Genomic DNA, 25817 nt, shown 5'->3' with positions numbered 1-25817 from the left:
CATGAGTCCAGATTTGACGGAAAACGGATGATGGGAGCGTGATTTCTGATGGTTTACTTTCGTTTAACCACAGAATTATGATGAGTTCTTTTATGTCAACAAGGAACGTCCGCGATGCACTCATCAGTACGCGTTTTACCACTTGTCCTTTTCATTCCGTTATTTGTGGCCGGCTGCTCGGGTAACCAGACCAGCGTCGAAAAAAATGCCCGCCATATGGCGTACCAGATAGAACAGGCGCACTTTGATCCCAACACAAAACCGCTAACAGCTGATAACACACGCCTGATGGCCAAGTTCCTGAGTCAGTTCTACGAGATAGGGAAACAGGATCGTGAAGCCGGTTTTACTTCCGCCCAGGCACAGCAACGGGTGGACAGTCTCAGTACGGGCAATGGTCCTTTTTCTCCCGGAGCGCAGAAAACAAAGATTATTAACCGGGACTATGATTCTGACCAGCCTGAAAAACGCAGCGAGATTCTGAAACAGGGCGCTATCACGACTTACTGGGACGGCTATAACGGTCGCCCGTAATACCTGCGCCAGCATACCGTCATTATGTATTCCCCCCCCCCGTAAAGAGGCCCTGATGCAGCCAAAAAATGTTTTACCGCTTGTGCTCTTTATCCCGCTGTTTCTGGCGGCGTGTACTGCCGCACCACATACAAGATCCGGAAAACCGGGAAAATCAGAAACAACACAGGTCGTTAACGACCTGCCTGGGGATTTAAAAGCAGTTCTGAACGAAAATATCGCCATCTACGCAACGAAAATAAAACGCTCCATCGAGGAAAAAATATACAGACCTGAATCATATAAGGGACAGGAATGTACTCTTCGGATCTTACTCGCGCGAGATGGCTTAGTCATGAGTGCAACCGCAGAGAACGGAAACCAGGAGCTTTGTATCGCCGCACTGATAGCCGTTAAACAAGCGAATATTCCTCCAGCCCCGGATGAAAAAACCTGGCAGTCATTCAGAAATGCCTCGCTGGATTTCTCATACTGAAAGATCCCCCCTGCCGGAGGTCAGTCATAATGTCGGCCCCCGGCAGATTTTCTGCCTGTCTTCACGCTCCAGCTCCAGTGTTTTCTGATACTCATTCTCTCTCTGCCAGAGCTCGATGGCATTCAGTTCCCGGACAAGCGACGCAGCTGCTCGCTCAAACTCTGCTCGTGGGCGCTGAATGCGGCTTTCTGCATCTCGCCTGTACTCTGCTGCTGCGCTTTCGATTGCTGCTCTAAGTCCTTCGCCAGCGTTAAAAGACTGCTCATAGATGGCTCCCTCTTGTGCTCTCCTGTTTCCGCCCTGCGGTCTACGTGTTGTGGTGGAAGCCTTACCTAAATCACCACGTCCCGTTCCGTTTAGACAGTTAGCTCCAAGCTGGGCTGTATGCAAGAACCCCCGTTCAGCCCAACTACCACGTTGTTCCGGTAACTATCACTTGAGTCCAATCCGAAACAGACACGAAAAATCGCCAATGGAGGTAGCCATTGGTAACAGGTTTACGAGAGAGATTTAGGGGTTTGACGGTCAATGATGTAAAAAACCACGCTAAGCAGTATCAGAAATCGATTCTGATACGATCCAGTCTCAAAATGACCAAAATACGATATTTGGAACCGCTTTTTTACCCCAAATATGCAGTCTCATCAGTCTTTATATTTCATACTTTTAGCTGCTTAGCGTGGTTTTTCGCACGGTTGACCCTCAAGCCCCTATTGCTGATTTTCTGGTCCTGCGTACCAGGTTTCAGAGCGCAGCAGGTCTTGAACGAATGTCAGACGTTGCTTCGTTCGGCTCAGTGATTTCACATGCCTTTGTCAATATCCTGACGGTTCTAAATGGGGTAAAGAAATGAGACGAAAAGATATGTCAGGAGGTAATGAATGATGCGAACCAGTAAGCATAAATAGGTCTACAGCTATTATGCTGTAGACCTGAATGACCGTTATCCCGCCGGGTATCAATAAACCCGCCAGTGAGCAGGCTGGTCGCGATCCTGAAGATGACGTTCACGGGCGACGTGCACAGCATAACCTTTGGCGATAGCCCAGTCAGCGGCTTCTTCCTGAGTGTTAGTTGTGTGTTTTTCTTCACCATTTACGATCACCACATGATGAGTGGTTTCAGCTGTTTTATTACTCGCTTTAGGGCGGTGTTCTACGTAAGCATGAGTCTTTGACATGGTATCTACTCTTATTTTAAAGGCAGCATTATTACTGCTTGTATACAGGTGGGGATGTTAGTGTGTAAAACAAGCACCTGATTATAATAAAGAAAATAATACTTAAGCGGATAAAAACGAAGGAATAATACGCTTTCAGACCGAACTCCTGGCAAACGTCCATGGTGAATAAAAATGCATAAAGCTAAACTTACGACATTACCAGGCAGAGAATCTGTGAAGTTTTGTATCATGGTGGTATGAGAGCTGCTGGAAATACTGGCTGCTGCTGATAAGGGTGATCGAGCAACCGTACCTGACGACACACAATCTTCAGAAGAAGTGGCACTGCACTTTAATTAAGTCGGTTAATCACACCTGGCAGTTCAAGCACGTCTTTTTCATATAGGGGTTTTACGCCGGAACCGCCGAAATTTCCGGCCTGTGTTTTTTTAGTGATCTTTCAGAGCCTCGATGGCGTACCAATCAAGCAATAGTTTAATTTCAACCACCACATTCCAGAGCTGAAAGAATTTCAATTTCCTGTACGTGAACGGTTTGCCGGGCAAGACGTCAGCCGCAGCCCGGCAAACAGGCGAGACAAAAAGTCTCTTATCTAATCCAGATTGTCAGCAGAATAATGATGGCCGCAATAATCGCCACCTGAATAAAGACTTTATCCAGCGATCCTCTGCGCATCGCGCCCCCTTTCAGAACAGGATTTGCCAGATTGCCAACAGCAGCACCAGCAAACCCATCAGGAAAAATATCAGCGCGATGAGGGTGTCCGGAGAACGATTCATCTCTGCGCCTCCTTATCATCAGAACCACTGACCGAAACGTTTGATATAGAAACGCTTCATGCCCTGCGCTACCAGGCAATAGCTGAGCAGCGTCGCGACCAGCCACGGGAAGTAGCTCAGCGGCAGCGGCTCCAGTCCGACCATCGCTCCCAGCGGCGAGAACGGAATGTAGATCCCGAGCGCCATAATCACCGCGGTGGTGAGCAGCACCGGCAACGTCGCCCGGCTCTGGATAAACGGAATTTTCTGCGTTCTCAGCATATGCACGACCAGCGTTTGCGACAGCAGTCCTTCAATAAACCACCCGGACTGGAACAGCGCCTGGGCCTCAACGTTATTTGCCGCAAACACGAACCACATCAGCGCGAAGGTGCTGATATCAAAAATGGACGACGTTGGGCCAATCCACAGCATAAAACGGCCGATATTCTTTGCATCCCACTTGCGCGGCTTGCGCAGAAACTCTTTGTCCATTTTGTCCCACGGCAGCGAGAGCTGGGAGAGATCGTACATCAGGTTCTGAATCAGCAGATGAATCGCCAGCATCGGCAGGAACGGAATAAACGCGCTGGCCACCAGTACTGAGAAGACGTTGCCGAAGTTAGAACTGGCGGTCATATTCAGGTACTTAATGATATTGCCGAACGTCTCACGTCCTTTGATCACCCCTTCTTCCAGCACCATCAGATCCTTTTCCAGCAGGATGATATCCGATGCCTCTTTGGCGATATCCGCCGCGCTGTCGACCGAAATGCCGACGTCCGCATCGCGCAGGGCTGGCGCATCGTTGATGCCGTCGCCGAGAAAGCCGACGGTGTGGCCGTTTTTCTGCAGCGTTTTCAGGATGCGCGACTTCTGCAGCGGCGTCAGCTTCGAGAATACCGAGCGCGTTTCCACTTCGCGCTCCAGTTCGCGATCCGTCATCGCTTCAATCTGGGCGCCGGTCAGAATACCGTGGGCATCGATGCCCACTTCCAGGCAAATACGCGCCGTGACCACCGGGTTATCGCCGGTCAGCACTTTCACCGCCACGCCGTTATCGCGCAGCGCGGTAATGGCTTTTCCCGCGCTCTCTTTCGGCGGATCGAGGAAAGTCAGCATCCCTTCAACCGTCAGTCCCTGCTCATCGGCGGTGCATAGCGGCGTGGTCAGCGCGGAGTCATCCAGCTTACGGGTTGCGACCAGCAGCACGCGGAAGCCCTGGGCGTTATAGTCCTTCGTTTTGGCTAACAGCAGATCGCGTCGGGTTTCATCCAGCACCACAACGTTATCGCCTTCACGAAGATGCGTGGCGACCATCAGCATCTCTTCGACAGCGCCTTTGCAGATCAAGCTTTTGTCACCGTGGCGGACATCTTCCACCGATACCGAGACCCGACGGCGGACAAAATCAAACGGCAGTTCATCAAGTTTGACAAAACGCTCTTTGGTCGCTGGCGCAATCCGCCCCTCGCCAAAGCGCAGTACCGCCCGGTCCATCAGGTTACGCGCCCCGCTCTGGCTGCTGCTGTTAAGCCAGGCCAGCGTCAGCACCCGGTCGCTCTCATGACCGCTGACATCAAGGTGATGCTCAAGGATGATATTGTCCTGAGTTAGCGTACCGGTTTTATCGGTACACAGCACGTCCATAGCGCCAAAGTTCTGAATGGCGTTCAGCCGCTTGACGATCACTTTGCGCCGCGACATGGCGATAGCGCCTTTCGCCAGGTTGGAGCTGACGATCATCGGCAGCATTTCCGGCGTCAGGCCAACCGCTACCGCCAGGGCAAACAGCGAGGCCTCAACCCAATCACCTTTGCTGAAGCCGTTAATCAGCAGCACAATCGGTACCATCACCAGCATAAAGCGGATCAGCAGCCAGCTGACGCTATTTACCCCGCGGTCGAACGCCGTCTGGGTACGCGTGCCGACGATGGATTTCGCCAGCGAACCAAACCAGGTACGGTTTCCGGTGGCCACCACCACCGCCTGTGCCCTGCCGCTGGTCACATTAGTGCCCATCAGACAGATATTGCCCATCTCCAGCAGGCTTTTATCTTTGTTCGGCTCGGGAAGCCTGTCGCATCCTTTACCGGAAACGCTGGCCAGAACGTCATACTTCTCAACCGGCAGCGACTCGCCGCTGAGTATCGACTGGCTGACAAACAGGTCCCGGGATTCCAGCAAGCGGACGTCTGCCGGAACCAGGTCCCCCGCTGCCAGGAAGATGATATCCCCGGGCACCAGCTCCTCAATGGCAATTTCTTCCTGCACCGGCCCCATATTCCCGGGACCGCGACGCAGCACCGTCGCCGTGGTGCGGACCATGGATTTCAGCGCCTGCGCTGCTTTGTTGGTGCGAAACTCCTGCCAGAAACGCAATAACCCGCTCAGGCTGACCATCGTGACGATAATGATGATCCCGGTCAGATCGGTCTCTTCGCCGTTACGCAGCGGTAGCCAGTAATCGGTCACGAAGCTGACGGCGGCCAGCGCCATCAGGACATAGATAAACGGGTTATTGAATGCCTGCAAAAGCTGGATCAACGCCGGCGGCGCCTGCTCATGCGCCACTTCATTGCGGCCGTATTCATCCAGTCGTTCAAGGGCATCTTCGGTGGTGAGCCCGTGGCGACTGCTGTTTAACCGCGCCAGCGTATGATCCGGGCTGTTAAATGCCTCGGTTTCAATGGCGAAGCTTTTTTTATGCTGCTTATCATTTTCTGACGCAGACCGGTTTATTTTCCGGTTTTCTATTTTCATGTCAGTCATGATTAATCCTCAAATTTAAGACGTCGTTATCCCTGCATAAATGACTTATGCATAATTCATTTTCACGTTATTAAACGCTTATTACTTTAATCGCCTGGGAACATCCATCATTCCCTCCTTAGACAAATGATTGTCAGAGTGAAATAGTCGCGAGGTTAACTCCCCTCGACGCACCAGCGGACTGACGTAATGTTTTCGTCCCCGCCAATTCTTGTCATAATGAGATCTCGCGCTTTGCGACAGTCGGTATTCCCCACCAGTTCGATGCGGATGTCTTTATGTCCTTGTTCTTTTGCTGCTGTCGACACCAGTCCCTGAAGGCTGAGCGTCATCTCTTTACTGATATTAAGCAATAGCTGACGAATCGCGTTTTCATATTCGCTTTGACAGACAATATTCAGAACGTAGCATTTCTCTTCTTCTGTCGCGCCGGGGATCTGATTAATTCTCTGCGCCGCTTCGCGCAGTAGAATATTGGCGCAGAGGATTATCAGCGTTGCCGCCGCTGCTTGCCAGAACTGGCCTAAACCGCACAGTACACCAATCGCCGCAGAGCACCACAGGGTTGCAGCGGTATTCAGGCCGCGCACGTTCATGCCTTCACGCATGATGACGCCGGCACCGAGAAAACCAATTCCGGATACCACCTGCGCGGCAATACGTCCGGGGCTGTCCGGCGATGTTGAAATGGAGCTCAGAATAAAAACCGCCGCGCCGGTGGCGACCAGCGCGTTGGTGCGCAGGCCAGCCATACGCTGACGCCACTGTCTTTCAGCGCCAATCAGCGCGCCCAACAGCATCGCGGCGAGTAAATTTGCGATATAAGGAAACATCAACATAGCTTCCTCCATTTTTTGCTGGAAGAATTAACTACGTGCTTTATTAAGCACACGACAAATTGTCGCCGGGAAGGCGATTAACGTCGTGTTGACGGTGGAGGGAATAATGTATTTTTAAACATGAACATGACGATTATCCTCGCAGCCATGCTGCGTTAATTTTTATGGGATGCAATCGTCTGGATGAGGAGATTGCTGCCCGCCGGTTGGCAAGCAGCGCAGAAAAAATAGCGTCAGCTTGCCTTGATGTTTAAGTAAGGGTGACTGTCCAACATATTTCTCCTGTCTGAATTTGTGCTCATTATAGTCATTCAATTAGTCGAGTAAAGTTAAAAAACCTCTTTAGTGACGATTTATTTAGAATTGTAAGCAGCCTGAAGACTACAAATTGAATATCCTGCCGCCTTCCAGTTCGGTTGTTACCCTACACTACGAGGTATACGTATATACTGATTACTTGTTTTTCTCTGAGCCTTTCCTCAATGATGGCCCGTAAAAATATACTTTCCACGGTTTGCTCCCAGGTTTCTCTTTCTGCAAGCCGTTTTTCTACAGACTGAAAATCGGGTAATGACTCACATTTAGTGGTAGTGGTTAATTGTCAGATACCAGCCGATGACCTTATCGTGTACCTCTTCTGATTTTGAGAAGCATCAGCTACGCGCCGCAGTATCCAAAGTCGGCGGAAAGAAAGAGTTGAGCGGGAAAAATAACATTGAAACGGAAATCAGTAACCAGTGCGGGCGGTTGATCTCCAACGCGATCGTTTACTACAACTCGGCGATCCTGTCGCGATTACTGGAGTGACTGGAAGCGGAAAGCAACGCTAAAGGTATTGAAGTGCTGACCCGGATATCACCGGTGGCCTGGCAGCACATTTTGTTGAACGGGCATTTCACCTTTCATAGTAGCAATGAAATCATGGACCTGGATGCACTGGTTGCAGGGCTGAAACTGGGGTAACGGAAATTTCGGCGGTTCCGGCGTAGAACCCCTATCAGCAGAAAACGCGCTCGGAACAATGCGCTGTAATTCGTCATTCGTCAGCGGGCGATCTTTACGGATTGAGGTAGGCATACGATAACGGCTTGCGAAACTGACCATTTTTTTACTCCTGATTATTTAGTTTGTGATGAAGAAATAACGCGGTGAAAATTATCCAGCGGCATTGCAGCTGCGACCGGGCGACCGTCTATAAACCAGACAGAGATATAATCCGGGCAATCGTCATTAATTAACGTCAGCTCAGTGGCAGCCGCTGGCGGTGTAAAAATGGCCGGTTGTGGCTCCCCTTCCGTTGCAGCAAGGACCCAGCAAAACAGATCCATGAACTGGGCCACGGTAAGGTTTGAATCACATCTTCCGGTAGATTCCTGAGCGGCGGTTTTGACGTTGACGTTTCGTGTGTGCATCCTGGTTTTCTCCTGTGGTGATGGTTTATCCATCTCCCTGGTGAGTTCTCTCGCGGCAAAGGGCAAGGGGAGCGACGGCGGGGCGGCAGGAAAAGGGCGCTGACAACAGTTTTTGCGGCCCTTCGCAAAAAGTTTTGGCGGCGTTCACTTCACCCCTTGTATGACGACCCGACGGTGCTACAAGCAGCCCTCCGCGTGAGGACACACGGGGGATGGCCTCACCGGACGAACAGGATGCACACACCCGACACGTCGGAACGGCGTGGCGACATTAAAGCGACGGCTCCGCCGGCACGGCCGGTAAAGCCGCAGCCCCTGACCTCAGCCATCAGACTCTAGCGAAGCCCGAACCCCGCAGGGATTCGGCGGAGACTGCCCGTTTTTATCGTTCTGGCCATCCTGGTGACGCTGGCTGATATCACTGTGATTTGACCGGAAATCTGACCCTGACTGATTTGAGAATGGTCACTATTAATGCTAATGTACGCATCCATTAGCATTAATAAGCGGTGCATGAAATGGCTGAAGAATCCCGGACAGAACAGTCGCGGGCCTGTTTTTACCGCAATTTTAAGTACACCCGTGAACACCTTGCGAGAGATTACCAGGCAGAACTGCAGCTTTATTCTGATGATTCCTGGGAATACCCTCAGCGCGCAGCCCGTCTCAGTGCTGCGGTGAAACGTTATAAAACCTACCGGATGCTCTGCTTTATTTTTGAGATTGCAGACAGCATTGATCTGGATTTAACACCGCTTATTGTAAAGCGCCTTTGTATGCGCCTTTTCGCCCGCTCAGGCAGCCAAGACATAATCGTCGCCGTTTTTGGCCAGAAAGGTCGCCAGCACCGCAGCCGTGACAATACGCCCTCCACACTGGATGAAATTGCAGACCGTTACCGGCTTGCCGCACATTCCTGTCAGGCATCAACCCTGAGTGACATTGAAAGCGTGAAAAGGGATTACCAGGCAGGGATCAGGAAGGGAAGAGAGCAGGCAGCGCCGTAGGCGCTGCCGCCCTGCCCCGTTCCCCGGAGGGGAACAGCCCTTCCCGGACGTAAAGGCATGCGGTCGCGCAGGGAAGGAAAAAGGGGCTGACGGCGAACCGGCAACCCCTTCATAAAGGCGCTTCAGGCATGTCGTGGCAACTCAGCTCCTGAAAAGGCGGGGCTTCCCCCGCCTCCAGGTAGCTTACTTACCGGATTCGTAGGCCAGAACGGCAGCGACCTCCCGTTCTCCGTCCTTCAGCCGGATTTCGCAGAGCGATTTTCGGGTAAGGAATGTGAATATTAAGAGTGTTAAGCACACGATTAATACGCACCAGATAACAGTACTTCGCGGCAGTTTCATAGCTGACTTCTCCTTGCCTTTCGGCAGGTAAGCGGCCATACTGGTGTTGACTAGACATGCAGTGGGCCTCGGGTTAATTGAAAAATTACTCGGGGCTTTCTGTTTTCTGCCACACAACTCAGTAACAAACCACCTTCACGTCATGAGGCAAAAAACCTCAAGCGCCACCGCCATTATATCCCGTTGTCGATCATCTGCCCAGGAATAACAGTCTGAAAACTGTATAAATTCACATCATTTTTTTGCGTCATTCAGTCCCTGAAATGCCCAGAGCCTCACGAATTTCAGCGGCTCGCTGCTCGCTTCCGGCGGTAACGCCGGCGTTATAGACCAGACTGACCATCGCCTGTAACATTTCCCAGTCATCCGGCTCCAGCCGGGCATCGAGACGACACATGATCTTCCCGTTTTCAGCATGACGGAACACAGTTCCCGTCTCTTTTTTATCAAATTTGCGGCTGATGATACTCAATATCCTTCCCGATTATCTGTACCCTCTGACCACTCCCGTATCTGGTCTTCGAGCGCCTCAAGATGCCTGTCGATGCTCTCAGCCAGCTGCTCACTTTCTGTTTCCAGCCAGCCACTGAGTCCGTCCCACTCGCAGCTCATCTCTTTCAGCTTTGCCGACATGGTACGGAGCTTATTACGCTGGCTGCCGGCGATCCCGTCTAGGGTGAAAATATCCGTGCGGTAGCCAATCTCTTCCATTGTCGGCCGGCGCAGGTCATTACGCAGTTTCGGGTGCCCGGCCAGCACCACTGACAGACGGCCGCCGCCATCCACCACCACTTCCATCAGTCGCTTGAGACCGGTCAGGGTATTGCCGTTAAGGTCATGAGCCTCATCAACAAACAGCGCTACCGGGCGTTTCCCTTTTTTGACCAGCTCCTGTAACTCTCGTTCGCGACGTTCTCCCTGTTTGGGGATCTGCACCTGCCTGTCCGGTGCCAGATCGTAAAACAGGGCACTGGCCAGCCGGATAGTGTGTTTTTCCACCGAGAGCGACCGGGCAACAATGATTTTGTTTTCCTCTGTCAGTTGCTGTTGCAGACGCCGCAGCGTGACAGTTTTTCCACTACCGACCACGCCACAGACGGCAACCAGCCGGCCTTCGTGTATTGCGCCCCGGATGTCCTTCAGCAGCTGTTTATGGTGCGCCGTTTCGTAATACCCCGCCTGATCGATGGGCCGCGTCAGCCCGTAATGCTCCATCACTTCAACCCGCATGATCTTCTCCTGATTGTCTGTTACGGAAATACTCCCTGACCCGGCCGAGCACTTCACTGCGGATAAGCGTTTCCGCCAGAATGCTGTCGATAACGGCCCGGGCCTCGTCTGACATTCTGGCCAGGGGAGTTGCCTGGTCATCGGCAATGGCCAGTTTTGCCTGAATGACGGAGGGAAACTGATATTCGGATACCGGAGAAATAAAAGGCTGATGCGGCAACGCTTCCGGGGATTGTGTGCTGTCGCTGACCAGCCGCAGGTCACCGCCGGAGAGCGCACTGACGGGCAGGTTCAGCTGACTGGCCAGGGCGTGGATACGATCGGCGCGCTCTGCCGCCTTTCCCTGCCGGAATGCCCGGTAGTGGTGCAGCGGGACCGGGCCGGAGACCGGATAATAGGGACCCCATGTTTCACCGGCAAACTCCGCCAGTATTTCGTCGTCGAACAGCCCCCACAGCAGGGTCACGGTTTCACCCGCCATATCCGGCTCCACTTCCCAGACTGTGCCGTCAATCGTCACCCGAGCATCCACACCCACCCGGCGTGATTCCGGCTCGCGGGCGAAGCGACAGTACTGCTCCCAGCTGCACATGTCCCGCAGTCCGTCTTCCGGCAGGTGTGTCAGCCAGTCTTCCAGCCGGGAATGTTTCTCGCTGCGGTGGCGCTGGGCGTTGTAGCGCAACAGGTAATTCCACAGCCATTCGTTGGCCTGCTGCTCGGTTTCCGGTTTGTGAAAGTGATACAGGGTTTCGTGGGCTTCCTTGACGGTGCGGAACGGTCGCTCCACCTTTCCCTTGGCCCGGGCCGTCGTCCGGGTGCCATCCTTTCCCGCCGGTACATGGGTCTGCCAGTCGATTTGCAGTGCCTGCATCACATTGCGGAACACGCGGCTTTGACCACCGGGCCATTATCGAGGTACAGCATCTTCGGGCGGCCCCGGAACGGGCAGTCCGGGCGGGTCTTTGCTGACATGGCATTAAATAAAAACCGCAGGGCGGATTCGGCATCTTCACCGTACACACAGCGGTATTCCTGCCAGGCCACCCCGCTGCGGTCATCCACCACGCTGAACAGCATCAGGGTGGGCTCGCCTCTGGCCGGATCGACCCACTCAGGACGGTCAATATGTTTCAGGTCAGAAGGCGACATATCAAACTGCCAGCAGTCATTGCTGTAGTCCGCCTGAAAACGGGCAGCCGGCGGCTCCCGCAGCAGACGGGGCTGGTCAAGACGGTACAGGGAAAGCCAGCGGTTAACCGTAGGCACACTCAGCAATCCTGCCGGGGCCCTGACCAGACCCTGTGTCGTTTCAACACCGAATTCTTCCAGCAACTGTATCGCACGCCCGGTCGACAGATGGCGACCGGCTTTGTTGGTGGTGCGCAGTTTCAGCGCGGCAATCAGCTCGCAGTAGTGTTCCAGCTCGTACCGGGACATCACGCGGGGCCGGCCATGGTCCCGGCGGTGGGCTGTGCGCGGGCGAAGTAGCCGATGGAGAGCGCGGTAGACCGTGGTGGCGGACACACCGTACAGCTGAGCGACCATGGCGATTTGTACGGTCCGCTCGGGGCTTTTGGGCGGCAGGCGATCGAGCCGCTGCCGCAGCTGCAACAGGGAGTCAGCCGGAATGGACTTACGCCGGCTGCTCATAACTGTCCAGCACCCGGTAGACCGATGCCCGGCCGATCCCCAGCCGGCGGGCTATCGCCGTGGCACCCATTTTCTCGTCCACATACAGACGGTGCACTTCAGCAGGATCAATAGAGGGTTTACGTCCCCGATAGACACCGCGCGCTTTGGCGGCGGCGATCCCTTCCATCTGACGTTCACGGCGAAGGTTGGTTTCAAACTCGGCGAACACTCCCAGCATGTCGAGGAAGGCCTTTCCGGCTGCGGTCCGGGTATCAACAGGCTGTTCTGTCGCCCTGAGGGAAATCCCCTGCTGGTTCAGGGAATAAACGATATCCTGTAAATCTTTGATGCTCCGCGCCAGACGGTCCACCCGGGTGACCATCAGCGTATCACCAGGACGAAGGAATTCGAGCAGCAGGCTGAGTTCTGTTCGTCCGTTACGGCTGCTGCCACTGGCTTTTTCCGCGCGGATGATTTCACACCCGGCAGCGCGCAGGGTTTGCGTCTGGAGAGTGAGATCCTGTTCGTGGGTGGAAACACGGGCGTAGCCGTAAAGTGCCATAATAATGAAAACTGTCTCGTTAGCCTTAAGATGATGAAAACGTAGCACCGGGACGGGACAAAAACAACCCAAATGAGACAGAAAAACTGTCTCACCGGATGGTCTGTTTTGGGTGTACTAATACAATACAATCAGAAAAGAAAAATGGCTCTGTCTCTAATATGCACTATACACGTTCTCTCTGCATGACCAGACTCATGGCCGCCGGCAGCACGGTCAGGGTCACCAGGGTCGCGACCAGCAATCCGCCGATAATGGCGTATGCCATCGGCCCCCAGAAGACCTGCTCTGCGATGGGTATCATCCCTAAAATCGCCGCGCAGGCGGTCAGCAGGATCGGACGGGCGCGGTGCTCTGCCGCCGCAATGATGGCATCATTGCCGATCATCCCCTTCCGTGTATTGCTGTCCACTTCGCTGATGAGGATGACCGCATTGCGGATTATCATCCCGGCCAGCGCAATGATGCCCAGCAGCGCCACAAAGCCCATCGGCGTACCGGTCGGCAGCATGGCCAGCACGATACCGATGAGTCCGAACGGGGCCATCAGTAACGCCAGCAGCATCCGGGAAAAGCGCTGCAGCTGTATCATCAGCAGGACCAGCATTACACAGAGCGTCACCGGCAGCACCGCATACACCGAGCTGTTACCTTTGTCCGACTCCGCCACCGTGCCACCTTCTTCTATTTGGTAACCTGCCGGGAGGGTCGCGCGAAGCGTGTTCACTGCCGGTAACAGGTGTTGCGATACCGCCCCTGCGCGCATGCCGGGGGCCAGGTCCGTCTGCACGGTGATATACGGCAGGCGTTGTCGCCGCCAGATAACCGGGTCGTCGACGCCCCATGCCAGCGTGGCCACCTGGCCGAGCGGAATTTTATCTCCCCGGTCATTCGTCAGCAGCATCCCGGACAGCGTCGACAGGTCCTGACGCTCCGCGTTATCCGCACGCAGCACCACGTCAATCATCCGGTTGTGGTCGCGTACCGTGGTCACGGTACTGCCTGACCAGACGGCATTCAGCGCCTGCGCAATACGTTCTGAAGACAGTCCCGCCGCCCGCGCGGCCGTCTGGTTCACCTTCAGCGTGATAACCCGTTCCGGCTCGCCGGCGGTGAGGTTCACCTCGCGCGTCACGGGGCTGCTGCCGAGGACTGACGCCAGGGAACGGGCGATGGTCTGCACCCGAGCATAATCCGGACCGGTGATGCGGTACTTCACCGGCCAGCCGACCGGCGGGCCGAGCTCCAGCGGCGAAACGCGGGTGGTGATGTCACTGAACTGCCGGGCCAGCAGGGCGTCAAGCTGCTGCTTCAGCCGGTCGCGGGCTTTCAGGTCTTTCGCCACCACGACCAGCTGGGCGGTATTCTCATTGTCCAGCAGAACGTCCATCGGCAGATAAAAGCGGATGGCGCCGGACCCGACGTAGCCGGAAAAATGGTCCACGTCCGGATTATGAAGCAGCGCCTGCTCCAGCCGCGTGGTCTGCCGGGCCGTTTCGGTCTGCGAGGCGTTTGCCGGCAGCGTCAGGCTGACCAGCAGTTCGGGCCGGTCCGAGGCCGGGAAAAACTCCCCCTGCATAAAGGTGGTGCCATACGCGGCCACGACCAGCAGGCCGAGCGCCGAAGCCAGCGTTATCAGCCGGTGACGCAGGGCCAGCAGCAGCAGGCGGTGATAACCGCGCCTGAGCCTGCCCGGCGCCTTGTGTTCATGCGGATGACGCAGCTGTGCCGGTAATATCCAGACGCCCGTCAGCGGGGAGAACAGCACCGCCACCACCCACGAACACAGCAGCGAAATCAGCACCACCGCAAACAGGGTAAAGCAGTACTCCCCGGCGCTGGAGGCCGCGAAGCCGACCGGGATGAACCCGGCAATCATCACCAGCGTCCCGGTGAGCATCGGGAATGCCGTGGTCTTAAAGGCACGGGTGGCCGCCTGCCATCGCGAGTCGCCCGCTTCCAGCCGGGAGACCATCGTCTCGACGGTTATCATGGCATCATCAACCAGCAGCCCCAGAGCAATAATCAGCGCCCCCAGCGAGATGCGCTGCAGGCCGATACCGCACAGCAGCATCACCGTGAAGGTCATGGCGAGCACCAGCGGTATGGCCGCGGCCACCACCAGGCCAGCCCGCAGGCCCAGCGACACAAAGGACACCGCCAGCACGATGACCACCGCCTCAGCCAGTACCCGGACAAAGCCGCTCACCGCCTGGCTGACCACCACAGACTGGTCAGCTACCTTCACCATCTCCATGCCGTGCGGCAACTGCTGACCGAGGGCCTGCATCCGCGCATTCAGGGCATGACCGAAATCCAGCATATTGCCGGTGGCGGCCATGGACACGGCCAGCCCGATGGCCGGCTGACCATTCACCCGGAACGCCGGCGCGGGGGGCTCGGCCGTTTCACGCCGGATGGTGGCAATGTCGGTCAGGGGAACGTAGCGGCCGTTGACGTGCAACGTGACCGCCCGCAGGCTCGCCTCTGAGGTCAGCGCCCCGCTGACCCGCAGGGCCACGTTTTCCCGGTCCGTGCGCAGCGTGCCCGCCGGCACGACGTCGTTCTGCGCCTTCAGGGCATCGCTCACCTGCTGCAGGTCAAGGCCCATGCCGGCCAGCTGCCGGGGCGAGAAGGACACCACCATCTGCTCCTCCTGCACGCCCACCAGGGTAATTTTCCCCACGTCCGGCAGTGACATCAGGCTGCGGCGGATATCCTCGACCCGGTCGCGCAACTCACGCGGGGTGAACCCGTCGGCGGTAAAGCCATAAATCGTGCCGAAGGTGTCATCAAACTCATCGTCCACCGCCGGCCCCTGCACCCCCTCCGGCAGCGAGGACGTCACGTCCATCATTTTCTTGCGCACCTGATACCAGATATCCGCCACTTTCCCAGGCGGCGTGTCCTCGCGCAGGTTGACGAATATCACCGTCTGACCGGCGTGCGTGTCGCTTTCCACGTAGTCCAGGTACGGGATTTCCTGCAGCTTTTTTTCCAGCGGGTCGGTCACCAGATTCACCGTGTCCTGCACGGTTGCCCCGGGCCACTGCGCGGACACCACGGCGGTCTTGATGGTAAAGGCGGGGTCTTCATTACGCGGGAGCCGCTCATAGCTCAGGATGCCGGCCGCCATCACCATCAGCATCAGGAAGGTGATGAGCTGCTGATGCCTGAGTGCCCACGCCGACAGGTTAAAGGTCTGCTTCTGTGAGGACTGACTCATTCGCCCGCCTCCCCGGAAGCCACCACCTCTCCCTCGCGCAGTTTGCTGACGCCGGCGGTTACCACCGGCTCCCCCGGACGGACGCCTGCACTGACCAGGATGTCGGATGCCGTAAAGCCGGCAAGCGTTACCGGCCGGAGCTGCAGCCGCCGGCTGGCACTGTCAACCACAAATACCGCCGGCCTGCCCTGCACCCGCGTCAGGGCGCTGGCGGGCAGGCGCATCACGGCAGGTCCGGTGCCCGCCAGTCCTACCTGCACGCTGGCGCCAAGCGCCATGGCCGGCGTCGGGTTATCCAGGGTGACGCGCACGCGCCAGGTGCGCGTCTGCGCATCGGCCTGCGGACTAATGTCACGCAGGGTGCCGGTGACCGAGACTGTCGGGTCAGCCAGCAGGGACACCCTGAATCCGCCGGCAGGGCGTGAAAACGCCTGCGGGTCCGCCACGTCAATCACGGCGTCACGTCCGCTGCTCACCGCCAGCGAGACCACCGTCTGTCCGGCGCTGACCACCTGGCCGGGCTCGGCGCTGACCTGCGTGACCACGCCGGCGGCTGGGGCAACAAGTCGCGTCCAGCCCAGGTTCTCCCGGGCGGTGTTCAGGGCCGCCTCGCTGCTGCGCCGGCGTGACGCGGCGGCCTGCCAGTCTGACCGGGCGGTATCGAGCTGTACGCGTGCGATGGCGCCCGACGGCATCAGTTGCGTCATCCGCCGGAGGTTCAGCGCCGCCAGTTGCTCAGCCGCCCGCGTGCTGTCAAGGTCGGCGCGCGCGCTGTCCAGCTGGTTCTGACTGGTGCTGTTTTCCAGCGTGCCCAGCACCTGCCCGGCGGCGACGTGGTCACCCACGTCCACGGACCGGGTCAGCAGCCGTCCGTCGAGGCGAAAACCCAGGGTCACCTCATCGTGCGGGCGGATTTCACCGGTCTGCAGGAATGTCCCGGCGGCCGAAGGTGCGGGCACCGTCACGGTGCGCACCGGACGCGGTGGCGCGGGCTTTTCCGGCTTGTCCCCGCAGGCGGCAAGCAGAAGACACACCGGCAGCATCAGCACCACCGGCAGCAGCGCGCTCAGCCGGTCTGCCGTGAAAAGATGGCGCAGCGCCTGCCGCACGCAGTCGGTAAAATCGGGGAAGTTTTCCGTCATGGCCGTATTCCTGAACAAAGAGAGCGCCATTACACCGTGGCTCTGTCAAGATACGGCCTGCGTTGTGTCAAGAACGGGTCAAGAGCGCGGATTATTTCCGGCCGTGGTGTGCCGGCAGGGTGACGGTAATCACCAGACCACCCGTTTCCCCCGGCGCGGCATGAATGGTCCCCCCGTGTGCCTCACAGATACCCCGGGCGATGGATAACCCCAGACCGCTGCCGCCCGAGTGGCGCGCCCTGGACGACTCGCCCCGGGTGAAACGCTCAAACATGACCGGCAGAAAATCCGCCGGCACGCCCGGCCCCCGGTCACGAAACACCATCCGGGCCCTCTCCGGGGTCGCCTGTGCGGACACCGTGACGTCCCCGCCTTCAGTTGCATAGCGCAGGGCATTTTCCAGCACGATGGTGATGACCTGGCCCAGCCGGACCGGATCCGCCAGGCACGGACAGGGCTCACGGGAGGTCAGGCTCAGGGTCATGCCGGCCGTCTGCGCCTGCGGTCCCAGCCAGGCCACCCGCTCGCGCAACAGGGCGGTGAGGTCGGTCTGTGTTTTATTCAGCGTGAGCTGCCCGGCATCCGCCAGCGACAGCAGGTGCAGTTCATCCGTGAGGCGGCTGAGCAGCTGCAGCTGTTTCATGACCATCGCCAGTTGTCGGGGTTCGGGGGTAAAAACGCCGTCCATCATGCCCTGCAGCCGGCCGATAGCCGCCGTCAGCGGAGAGCGGAGCTCATGCGCCATCGCCACGTGGGAGGCCCTGAGCTCACGGTCATAGCGTGCCAGCTGCTGCATCATGGCGTTGAAGTCCTGCGTGAAGCGCACCATCTCCAGCGGGGCGTTGTCCACCTGCGTCACCCGGGCGCTGAAGTCACCTGAGGTAACGACGCGCGCTGCCGCGGCAAGCCGGCTGAACTGCAGGGAGAGCGGGCGTGCCGCCCGAAGCCCCAGCGCGACAATAAAGGGTATCATCACCCCCACAAGCAGGCCCACCGTCAGCCAGTCCGCGGAGGCAATGGACGGGTCGGAATACCTGAGTCCCCACCACGTGTCGACAATCTCATGAAAGCGGGCCGGATTGATTTCAGGGTGCGCGCGCAACAGGGTAAACTCCTCACGCAGCGCAGGCGGCATACGGTGAAGATTCCACAGACTCTGCACGGCAAAACGCAGCCACATGCACACCGCAATCACCACCACGGAACCGATGGCCAGCGCCAGGATACGCACACAAATCCAGCGCCACAGGGTCTGCTGCTGTAACGTTTTCATGGCTGAGAGAACCGGTAGCCGACACCGCGGACGTTAACCAGCACGCCGTGGATGCCGGCCCCCTCCAGTTTTTTGCGCAGGTTGTAGACGTGCGTGTCCACCGAACGCTCCAGCGCATCGCTCTCCGGCAGGCAGTGCTCCAGCAGGTGCTGACGGGAGAAGGGGCGCACCGGTGCCTGCAGCAGGGTCGCCAGCAGGCTGAATTCCGTGGGTGTGAGCACAATTGCCGCGAGCTCCCCGTGTTCATCCCTGACGCCGGCAGTCATCATCACCGTATCCACCTCCAGCCCCTGCCAGCGCAGCAGGGACGCTTCCGGCGCCTGCGTCACGCGCCGCAGCACCGCCTGCACCCTGGCCACCACTTCGCCGGGGTTATAGGGCTTGACCACATAGTCATCCGCGCCATAACGCAGGGCCCCTATCCTGTCGGGGATGTCGCCCATGGCGGTGACCATGATGACCGGCGTGTTCCCCCGGCGGCGCACCGCCGCCAGCACCTCCGTACCGTTCATGCCGGGCAGCATCACGTCCAGCAGGATAAGATCCGGCTTCAGCCGCTGGCTCATTTCCAGTCCCGACGGCCCGTCGCCCGCGACGCTGACTGCGTAACTCTCACGCGCCAGATAGGCGCTGAGCACGTCCGCCGCGTCGGCATCATCCTCAATTATCAGTATTCGTTTTCCGGACATTGTGCCCACCTTGACCGTTTCTTCACAAATCCCTGACAGTTTACTGACACTGCCGCGGCATACTCGCCCCTGAACAGACGCCCCACGCCTGGCGGTCGTCCGAAAACCGTTGCTCAGGAGCCACGATGATAACCAGAAAACTGATGCTGTACATGACCTGTTTCACGCTGACCGGCCTGGCCACCACCGCCCGGGCCGATGACGCCAGCCCGCAGCAACCCACGCTGTCGGTGGGCCTCGCCGGCCAGAATCTGCCCCGTTACAGCGGGTCAGACAAGCAGCGCTGGCAGGTGGTGCCGCTGGTGCAGGCCCGCGACGGGGCGTTCTTCCTGGATACGCAAAAAGGGATTGGCTATGACCTGCAGAACGACAGCGGCCTCTACCTGGAGCATACCCTGGGCTATAACCTGGGGCGGTCAGACCGGGACTCAGACTGGCGGGACGGCAGTGATAAGCTCCGGGGCATGGGGAAGATAAAAGCCACCGTCAATACGGCGTTTGCTGTAGGCTGGACGCTGACGCCCTGGCTGACGGTGGAAGGTAAAGCCACGCTCCCGCTGAGCGACAGTCAGGGCGTGAATTATCAGACGTCTGCCACGCTCATTCCGCTGCAGACCGCCAGTGACACCGTGGCCTTTTCCACGGCGGCCCTGTTCGGTGACAGCCGGTATATGAACACCGTTTACGGCGTCAGCGACCGGCAGAGTGCGCGCTCGGGTTATGCCCCGTATCAGGCGGCCGGCGGGTTTTATGGCACCGACAGCAACCTGACCTGGAGCCATCAGTTCACCCCGAACTGGGGAGCACTGCTCAGCGTCGACTACACCTGGCTTGACAGCCATGCAAAGAACAGCCCGATCGTTTCCAGGCGTAATGGAACCTCAGCCATGCTGGGTGTGCTGTATACGTTCTGAGTCCCCCATAATCCGGCGCAGTAACAGGCTTTCAGGGGCAATACAAAAAAGTTCGGTGATATTACTGAAAATTAAAGAAGTTAGCGGAAGCCATGTGAAGGCAGGAGAACCAGCGCGATGAAGAATGACATTCTGTTAGTGATTCTGCTGTTGGGGTTATCAGCGATGGCTCATCTGCTTTTGTTTCTGTATCTCACGCCGCAGGAAATAAAACCTCTGCTTATGCAACTGCTCCACCCCGGCAGATACAGGGGCCGCCCATACACAGAGAAAAAGCGTGTACCACCGGAATATGAAAATGCATACCGTAACAACAGCTACCTCTCCGTCACGCTGGATAATCTGCATGACGGAATGATGACCTTGCCCCTTCCTGTACGATGATGTTGATTTGCAGTTAATGTGATTTCGGTGCAATGGAATGCAAGCCGGAGAGAGTAAATGCGAGTACAGTTGCACATAATATGAGTCGGGTATGCTTTTCATTTGCAGTTAAAGTGAGCAGAGAAAGGGGATAAATGCGATTTTGAGGAATTTGAAACGCGATTCGCTACATATATCCATAAATAGGAAATTCAGCGCGCACCGCTCTGCGGGTTTTTTCCGTGGCAGGCGCGGTCGCGAGCGACGAAAATGACAGCAGAACTTCATCAGATTGCGCTGCGTGAAAAATGGCCGGGTTGCAGGAGTGTGACCAGGCAGAATTTACGTGGCGTAGGCGGACCAACGGGGACACCATGACTCTGCCCTCTTTTATTAAATGCCTCCCCTGCCCTGCCGGCGACAGGACAGCCGGCTGGCCTGGACTACGGCCGCGCACTTTCCCTGCGCGAGATGGCCCGGCACTACACCGAACTGCCAAAATATCTGCTGGCCCCGGAAGTGGCCGGACTGCTGCACTTTGTTCAGGACTGGAGCCAGCACGCTTTTTTCAATACCTTATGGAATACCGGGGCGCGCCTGAACGAATGCCTTGCCCTGAGGCGACGCGACTTTCACCTTAACGAAAGCATTCCGCATGTCGTTCTCCATACCGCCAAGCAGCGGCGTGCCGGCGGTGGCCGTCCGCGCAAGGGGAAAAGTGCCAACCGCGTTGTCCCGCTCTCCGAGCCGGCCTACGTTGATGAGATGCACCGGCTGTTCGCCAGCACGAAGGAGCAGTTTGAGGATGACCCCATCACCGGCGAACGTCGCGCGCAGCCGGTGTGGAATGTGTCCGACCGGACGGTGCGTAACTGGCTGGTCCGGGCTATCGATGCTGCAAATCGTGACGGTGTCAGACTGATTATCGACGTCAGCCCCCACACGTTCAGGCACAGTTTTGCGATGCACCTTTTATATGGCCACGTTCACCCGAAGGTGCTTCAGGGTCTGCTGGGGCACGAGAAGTTTGAGAGTACCGAGGTGTACACGAAGATATTCGCGCTCGATATCGCCGCCAGTCAGCAGCTGCGATTCACCCTCGATACACGTGACGCGCTGCAACTGCTGCGCGGTAATAACTGAAGCAAGGAAAGGCACATGATTGATGATGATGCTGATCAGGAACCCCGGGCCCCTGAACTCAGCCAGGATGTTCAGGCCCTGATCAATAACGGACTGGAGTTTCTGGATAAGGCGCGTGAAGAGCTGGAAGCATCTAAAGCGAAGTTTTCGGTCGTCAGCTTCTGGACAGCGGTTGAGATCCTGCTGAAAGTCCCCCTCGTACACGAACACTGGACACTGGTCTGTTCAGGTAAAAAAGTTGTCCGGAGTAAGTATGTTGCAGGCGACTTTCAGTCCGTGACTTACGATGAAACCTGTACCCGCCTCGGGGACATCCTCGAGAAACCCTTGCCTAAAGAAACAATGACCGTTTTCGATAAAGTCAGGCAGCACCGTAACCGTGTGGTGCATTTTTATCATTCAGCCTTTACTGAAGCCGATCAGGAGCAGATTCAGAAAGAGCAGGCAGATGCCTGGTTTGCCCTCAACCGTCTCATGCGGGATGAATGGCAGTCCATCTTCGGCGCTAAAGACAGCTACACCTGGAAGCTGGCGCACGGTGAAACCCGACTGCTCAGGGGAAGTGAGTTCTATGCTGCCGTTCGGCTTCGGCAAGTTAAAGAAGAACTGGATGCGCTGGCCAAATCAGGTAAGCAGATAGCCGTCTGTGATATCTGCAAACAAAAAGCACAGGTTACACAATCTCATTCCACCGGGAGTGAGGAACGAACGCTGCTCATAACCTGATGTCATGTCTGTACCAGTCAGTCCCGTCATATTTTATTCAGTTGTCCAAACTGTGACGAACGACAGTCCTTACCTGAAGGTGATGAACCTTTTACCTGTGACAACTGCAAAGAGGTCGTCGATCGAATGACGCTTCTCGATGATGAAACATTTCGGAGCGTCGATGAACGTAGCGCCCTTGCAGGGCGAGCGTCACGGCTCTGCCGTTCCGATGGTGTTCATGCCCTGAGCCCCGTTTTATACTCTGCGGCATATATTCCACGTCCCGCAAAGTTGTTGTTCACCGTCGATGACGACTGGAATACGTTTCTCGAAAAATTCGGCGACAGCGTCACTCCCTGGACCCGCCTCTGCATCAAGCGCATGCTCGCCTGTGGCACCACGGAAATGGGCGTGCGTCGCTATTGCTGTTCATCGCCAGACTGTACCCATAGCCGCTTTTTCTGCCAGAGCTGCAAGTCAAAGGCCTGCAGCGCCTGCAGCTTCAAAGCCACTGAGCAATGGGTATCGCAGCAGAGCCACATTCTGCCAGACTGCGACTGGCAGCATATCACCTTCACCATGCCCCACCTGCTGTGGCCCTTTTTCAGCAACAACTGGCCCCTGCTTAATGCCCTGTTCCGCGCTGCCACCCGCGCCATGCTCCGGTGGGCCCGTAAACAGGGCGTGGAGGTCGGTATCTTCTGTGCCCTGCACACCTACGGTCGTCAGCTTAACCAGCCCCCGCATATCCACCTCTCCGTCACCCGTGGCGGGCTGGATATTAAACACGGCGTCAGGCGCGACCTCTTCTTTAAGAAGCACGCTGTAGAAGAAATCTGGCGCGGGGCCGTCATCCGCCTGCTGCGCCACAGTTATAACCTGATTAATCCCGGCAGGATGCCGGGGCTGGAGCATATCCGCGATAAAAAACAGTGGCAGCGGTATCTGCAGGCCCAGTACGGACGTCGATGGAAGGTCCACTTCGCGAAGAAGACCCGGGGAGTCTGGCGGAGCGTCAAATATCTGGGCCGTTACCTGAAGCGACCGCCGGTGTCAGCAGCGAAACTCAGGCACTACAGCGGCGGCGCCGTGGTGCACAACTATTACGATCACCGCACGCAGCAGTACCGGCAACAGACGCTGACGCAGGAGGAGATGATCGGGCGCTATATCAGTCATATCCCGGCGAAGCATTTTAAAATGGTGCGCTACTACGGCTTTTTGTCCAACCGTAAACGGGGGACCTTGCTGCCGAAGGTGTATGAGGCTCTGGAGATGGAGGCGCGGAAAAAACCGGAGCAGCCCGGCTTCGCCGCGCTGATGAAGGAATTTCTGCGCACAGATCCGTACAAATGCATCCTGTGCGGCAACCGTCTGCGTTTTACCAGCGCGCAGGCCGGCAGACACGCATCGGAACTGGTGGCAGAAAGACTGCATGCGATAAACAGAAAACGATGGCTGCGGGCACAGTCTGCAGGATAAGTGCACCTGAAAACTGTGTTTCAGGTTAAAACATGCCGAATCCAGTGTTTTTCCACCCTAAGATGCCAGGTGTCGCGCCGTAAGGGAATATCCGGCAACAAAAATCACGCTCAGGAAAATTTTAAAACGATGATTCAGTTTCCTAACCATGGACTCAACACACGTACTTGATGGTCTGTTGTACCACGAAACCGATCTGGAAATTACAGAGCATTACACCGACACCGCAGGTTTCACTGAGCATGTTTTCGCGCTAATGCATCTACTCGGATTCGCTTTTGCTCCAAGGATCCGGGATCTTCATGACAAGCGGCTGTTTATTCATGGGAAAGCAGAGTTGTATCCGGGGCTTCAGTCAATCATCTCCTCAACCAGCCTGAATCTGAAGGAAATTGAAACCCACTGGCACGAGATACTGCGTCTGGCAAGTTCTATAAAGCAGGGAACGGTAACAGCATCACTGATGATGAAAAAACTGGCCAGCTACCCGAAACAGAATGGTCTGGCAAAGGCTCTGAGGGAGATTGGCCGCATCGAAAGGTCATTATTTATGCTGGACTGGTTCCGGGATCCTTCCCTGCGTCGACGCGTACAGGCAGGATTGAATAAAGGTGAGGCCCGCAATGCCCTTGCGCGAGCAGTCTTTATGCACCGACTGGGGGAAATCAGAGATCGTGGACTGGAAAACCAGAGCTACCGGGCCAGCGGGCTGACATTGCTGACTGCGGCGATATCACTGTGGAATACGGTATATATAGAAAGAGCCATAGATTCTCTAAAGCGAAAAGGGATCCCACTAAATGAGCAGCTGATTTCTCATCTGTCCCCGCTGGGATGGGAACACATCAACCTGAGTGGAGATTACGTCTGGCGAACAAACCTCAAGCTGGGACATGGAAAATACCGTTCGTTGCGCTCAGTAGATAGCAGTCTGTACAAAAAACAGGCTTAGCGTAGGATATTTTCCGTTTTCCAAGCGGACCCCTAAAACTATAGATGTACTGGTGACGTTCTTGTAGATCCCCAACGACAACATTTCGTGCGGCAACTGACCTCCTTGGCAACTTGTAGTTGAATTCTTTGTATTACGCCCCTACTATATGTGTACGGTGAATTACCGTACACAATTTGATGCAGATAACTTATAGGCGATAAGCCTAGACAAATATTTAGAGCCTTTGGCTCGCACTTAACGAGAAGTTGACCGCCCTTCCTACATCACGGGTGGTCGAGGAGAAAGACCATGTCAGCACTGAAGAAACAGCGCATCGATCTTAGATTAAACGAAGACGACAAAAGCATGATCGAAGAAGCCGCGGCTATGACTAACCAGTCAATTTCACAGTTTATGGTTAGCACAGCCTCTGAACGTGCAGCGGAAGTTATTGATCAGCACCGCCGCCTGATTCTTAACGAGGAATCATGGAACCTGGTAATGGAAGCGATCAGTAACCCACCGGCACCGAACGATCGACTGAAACGAGCTGCTAAGCGTCTCCAGAAATTGGAGTAATTACGTGGACGGTTTAAAGGTAGAGATTTTTTCTGAGGAAGTTGAATATGATTTAAGCAACTTCGATTGTGGCGAAGAGTACCTTAATACTTTTCTCACTGACCACCTGAAACGCCAACACATCGGCAAAGTATTACGAGGTTATGTGCTCGTCACGAGAGAAGATAAGCCTCGTGTTATGGGGTACTACACGTTGTCCGGGAGCTGCTTCGAAAAAGAGCAGCTTCCAAGCAAAACGCAGCAAAAACGAGTGCCCTATAAAAACGTACCGAGTGTTACTCTGGGGCGTTTGGCAATTGATAAAAGTATTCAACGCCAGGGTTATGGAGACGCGCTTGTAACACATGCCATGAAGGTTGTGTATCTTGCATCTCAAGCGGTAGGAATACATGGAATGTTCGTTGAAGCGCTTAATGACAACGCCAAAAAATTCTACCTTGGATTAGGCTTCGTTCAGCTCAAGGGTGCGAACAGCAACGCCCTCTTCTATCCAACCAAAGCGATAGAAGAGCTATTCGGAGCTCAAGACGAATAAATAAAAGCCTCGCCTGATGCGGGGCTTATTTGTGCATATGAGCAAATAATCAAGTAACCACATGGCCATATGATTCATAAATC

General features: G+C 56.1%; 25 protein-coding genes and 6 pseudogenes. 12 read left to right on the top strand and 19 right to left on the bottom strand.

Annotated features, from left to right (window positions below):
• The first annotated feature begins 114 nt into the window (after nucleotides 1-114).
• Both M987_RS22925 and tolA read left to right on the top strand, forming a co-directional pair.
• Nucleotides 115-534, top strand: coding sequence for an Exc2 family lipoprotein (locus tag M987_RS22925; protein WP_014063822.1), 420 nt, complete (start codon nucleotides 115-117; stop codon nucleotides 532-534).
• 55 nt (nucleotides 535-589) lie between these two features.
• On the top strand, nucleotides 590-1009 hold the full coding sequence (gene tolA / locus M987_RS22920) for a cell envelope integrity protein TolA (RefSeq protein WP_014063821.1): 420 nt from the start codon (nucleotides 590-592) through the stop codon (nucleotides 1007-1009).
• Between the two features lie 122 nt (nucleotides 1010-1131).
• Here tolA and M987_RS24335 read toward each other — a convergent pair whose 3' ends face one another.
• The 7 genes and pseudogenes from M987_RS24335 to M987_RS25125 form a co-directional block, all read right to left on the bottom strand.
• On the bottom strand, nucleotides 1132-1275 hold the full coding sequence (locus M987_RS24335; RefSeq protein ID WP_014063820.1) for an MbeB family mobilization protein: 144 nt from the start codon (nucleotides 1273-1275) through the stop codon (nucleotides 1132-1134).
• A gap of 692 nt (nucleotides 1276-1967) precedes the next feature.
• Complete coding sequence (locus M987_RS22910) at nucleotides 1968-2189, bottom strand: hypothetical protein (protein ID WP_014063819.1); 222 nt, start codon at nucleotides 2187-2189, stop codon at nucleotides 1968-1970.
• A 591-nt stretch (nucleotides 2190-2780) separates the two neighbouring features.
• Entirely contained in the window at nucleotides 2781-2867 is an 87-nt protein-coding gene (gene mgtU, locus M987_RS25190; RefSeq protein ID WP_251009858.1) for a magnesium transporter protection protein MgtU, read from the bottom strand.
• Between the two features lie 11 nt (nucleotides 2868-2878).
• A complete protein-coding gene (mgtR, locus tag M987_RS24805) occupies nucleotides 2879-2971 on the bottom strand; it encodes a protein MgtR (RefSeq protein ID WP_014063818.1) in 93 nt (30 codons plus the stop codon).
• A gap of 18 nt (nucleotides 2972-2989) precedes the next feature.
• Nucleotides 2990-5722: a magnesium-translocating P-type ATPase gene (gene mgtA, locus M987_RS22905; RefSeq protein ID WP_014063817.1), complete on the bottom strand. Its 2733-nt coding sequence runs from the start codon at nucleotides 5720-5722 to the stop codon at nucleotides 2990-2992.
• 155 nt (nucleotides 5723-5877) lie between these two features.
• Nucleotides 5878-6573 carry an MgtC family protein gene (locus tag M987_RS22900; RefSeq protein WP_088201876.1) on the bottom strand — a complete coding sequence of 232 codons (696 nt, stop codon included), beginning with the start codon at nucleotides 6571-6573 and terminating at the stop codon, nucleotides 5878-5880.
• 569 nt (nucleotides 6574-7142) lie between these two features.
• Nucleotides 7143-7214, bottom strand: a pseudogene (locus M987_RS25125) (IS1 family transposase); the annotation flags it as partial.
• Here M987_RS25125 and M987_RS25345 point away from each other — a divergent pair.
• Nucleotides 7213-7524 (top strand): annotated as a pseudogene (locus tag M987_RS25345) (Tn3 family transposase); the annotation flags it as partial. The pseudogenes M987_RS25125 and M987_RS25345 sit on opposite strands and share 2 nt — an antisense overlap.
• Here M987_RS25345 and M987_RS24330 read toward each other — a convergent pair.
• Nucleotides 7417-7665: a hypothetical protein gene (locus M987_RS24330; RefSeq protein ID WP_014063968.1), complete on the bottom strand. Its 249-nt coding sequence runs from the start codon at nucleotides 7663-7665 to the stop codon at nucleotides 7417-7419. The pseudogene M987_RS25345 and the gene M987_RS24330 overlap by 108 nt on opposite strands.
• Nucleotides 7666-7679: 14 nt before the next feature.
• The gene (locus M987_RS22890) at nucleotides 7680-7973 is read right to left on the bottom strand and encodes a hypothetical protein (protein ID WP_014063967.1); all 294 of its coding nucleotides are present in this window, start codon (nucleotides 7971-7973) and stop codon (nucleotides 7680-7682) included.
• A 518-nt stretch (nucleotides 7974-8491) separates the two neighbouring features.
• On the opposite strand from M987_RS22890, the gene M987_RS22885 reads away from it, so the two are divergent.
• Nucleotides 8492-8980, top strand: coding sequence for a hypothetical protein (locus M987_RS22885; protein WP_014063966.1), 489 nt, complete (start codon nucleotides 8492-8494; stop codon nucleotides 8978-8980).
• Between the two features lie 183 nt (nucleotides 8981-9163).
• Here the strand turns inward: M987_RS22885 and M987_RS22880 are convergent, their stop codons facing one another.
• The 10 genes and pseudogenes from M987_RS22880 to M987_RS22835 form a co-directional block, all read right to left on the bottom strand.
• Nucleotides 9164-9283, bottom strand: coding sequence for a type I toxin-antitoxin system Hok family toxin (locus tag M987_RS22880; RefSeq protein WP_274205380.1), 120 nt, complete (start codon nucleotides 9281-9283; stop codon nucleotides 9164-9166).
• Nucleotides 9231-9380: pseudogene (locus tag M987_RS25115) on the bottom strand (DUF5431 family protein); the annotation flags it as partial. The gene M987_RS22880 and the pseudogene M987_RS25115, both read right to left, overlap by 53 nt.
• 189 nt (nucleotides 9381-9569) lie before the next feature.
• Nucleotides 9570-9794 carry a hypothetical protein gene (locus M987_RS22875; RefSeq protein WP_074392910.1) on the bottom strand — a complete coding sequence of 75 codons (225 nt, stop codon included), beginning with the start codon at nucleotides 9792-9794 and terminating at the stop codon, nucleotides 9570-9572.
• 164 nt (nucleotides 9795-9958) lie between these two features.
• Nucleotides 9959-10552, bottom strand: a pseudogene (locus M987_RS22865) (ExeA family protein); the annotation flags it as partial.
• A pseudogene (locus M987_RS22860) lies at nucleotides 10542-12202 on the bottom strand (transposase family protein). The pseudogenes M987_RS22865 and M987_RS22860, both read right to left, overlap by 11 nt.
• Nucleotides 12186-12746, bottom strand: a complete 561-nt coding sequence (locus M987_RS22855) for a recombinase family protein (protein WP_014063962.1) — start codon at nucleotides 12744-12746, stop codon at nucleotides 12186-12188. Before M987_RS22855 ends, M987_RS22860 begins: the two are co-directional and overlap by 17 nt.
• Before the next feature lie 166 nt (nucleotides 12747-12912).
• Nucleotides 12913-15972 (bottom strand): efflux RND transporter permease subunit, encoded by a 3060-nt coding sequence (locus M987_RS22850; protein WP_014063961.1) that lies wholly within the window; start codon nucleotides 15970-15972, stop codon nucleotides 12913-12915.
• Complete coding sequence (locus M987_RS22845; protein WP_014063960.1) at nucleotides 15969-17114, bottom strand: efflux RND transporter periplasmic adaptor subunit; 1146 nt, start codon at nucleotides 17112-17114, stop codon at nucleotides 15969-15971. Before M987_RS22845 ends, M987_RS22850 begins: the two co-directional genes overlap by 4 nt.
• A gap of 91 nt (nucleotides 17115-17205) precedes the next feature.
• Nucleotides 17206-18387 carry a sensor histidine kinase gene (locus M987_RS22840; RefSeq protein WP_014063959.1) on the bottom strand — a complete coding sequence of 394 codons (1182 nt, stop codon included), beginning with the start codon at nucleotides 18385-18387 and terminating at the stop codon, nucleotides 17206-17208.
• Nucleotides 18384-19076, bottom strand: a complete 693-nt coding sequence (locus M987_RS22835) for a response regulator (protein ID WP_014063958.1) — start codon at nucleotides 19074-19076, stop codon at nucleotides 18384-18386. Before M987_RS22835 ends, M987_RS22840 begins: the two co-directional genes overlap by 4 nt.
• A 125-nt stretch (nucleotides 19077-19201) precedes the next feature.
• Between M987_RS22835 and M987_RS22830 the strand changes: the two genes are divergently transcribed.
• From M987_RS22830 to M987_RS22790, 8 genes and pseudogenes are all read left to right on the top strand, one after another.
• Complete coding sequence (locus M987_RS22830; RefSeq protein WP_014063957.1) at nucleotides 19202-19990, top strand: MipA/OmpV family protein; 789 nt, start codon at nucleotides 19202-19204, stop codon at nucleotides 19988-19990.
• A gap of 117 nt (nucleotides 19991-20107) precedes the next feature.
• Nucleotides 20108-20374, top strand: coding sequence for a hypothetical protein (locus M987_RS22825; protein WP_014063956.1), 267 nt, complete (start codon nucleotides 20108-20110; stop codon nucleotides 20372-20374).
• A gap of 450 nt (nucleotides 20375-20824) precedes the next feature.
• Nucleotides 20825-21496 (top strand): tyrosine-type recombinase/integrase, encoded by a 672-nt coding sequence (locus M987_RS22815; RefSeq protein ID WP_014063954.1) that lies wholly within the window; start codon nucleotides 20825-20827, stop codon nucleotides 21494-21496.
• A gap of 15 nt (nucleotides 21497-21511) precedes the next feature.
• On the top strand, nucleotides 21512-22222 hold the full coding sequence (locus M987_RS22810) for a hypothetical protein (protein WP_049796706.1): 711 nt from the start codon (nucleotides 21512-21514) through the stop codon (nucleotides 22220-22222).
• Between the two features lie 126 nt (nucleotides 22223-22348).
• Complete coding sequence (locus tag M987_RS22805; protein WP_014063953.1) at nucleotides 22349-23686, top strand: IS91 family transposase; 1338 nt, start codon at nucleotides 22349-22351, stop codon at nucleotides 23684-23686.
• A 151-nt stretch (nucleotides 23687-23837) separates the two neighbouring features.
• Nucleotides 23838-24638: pseudogene (locus M987_RS22800) on the top strand (Tn3 family transposase); the annotation flags it as partial.
• A 291-nt stretch (nucleotides 24639-24929) separates the two neighbouring features.
• Entirely contained in the window at nucleotides 24930-25199 is a 270-nt protein-coding gene (locus M987_RS22795; RefSeq protein ID WP_014063952.1) for a type II toxin-antitoxin system TacA family antitoxin, read from the top strand.
• Nucleotides 25200-25203: 4 nt separating this feature from the next.
• The gene (locus M987_RS22790) at nucleotides 25204-25734 is read left to right on the top strand and encodes a GNAT family N-acetyltransferase (protein ID WP_014063951.1); all 531 of its coding nucleotides are present in this window, start codon (nucleotides 25204-25206) and stop codon (nucleotides 25732-25734) included.
• The last annotated feature ends 83 nt before the right edge of the window (nucleotides 25735-25817 follow it).

This window comes from Enterobacter soli ATCC BAA-2102 (assembly GCF_001654845.1).
GTDB classification, from domain to species: domain Bacteria; phylum Pseudomonadota; class Gammaproteobacteria; order Enterobacterales; family Enterobacteriaceae; genus Enterobacter; species Enterobacter soli.
The sequence above is the reverse complement of the archived record's forward strand: the minus strand, read 5'-3'. Positions and strand labels throughout refer to the sequence as shown.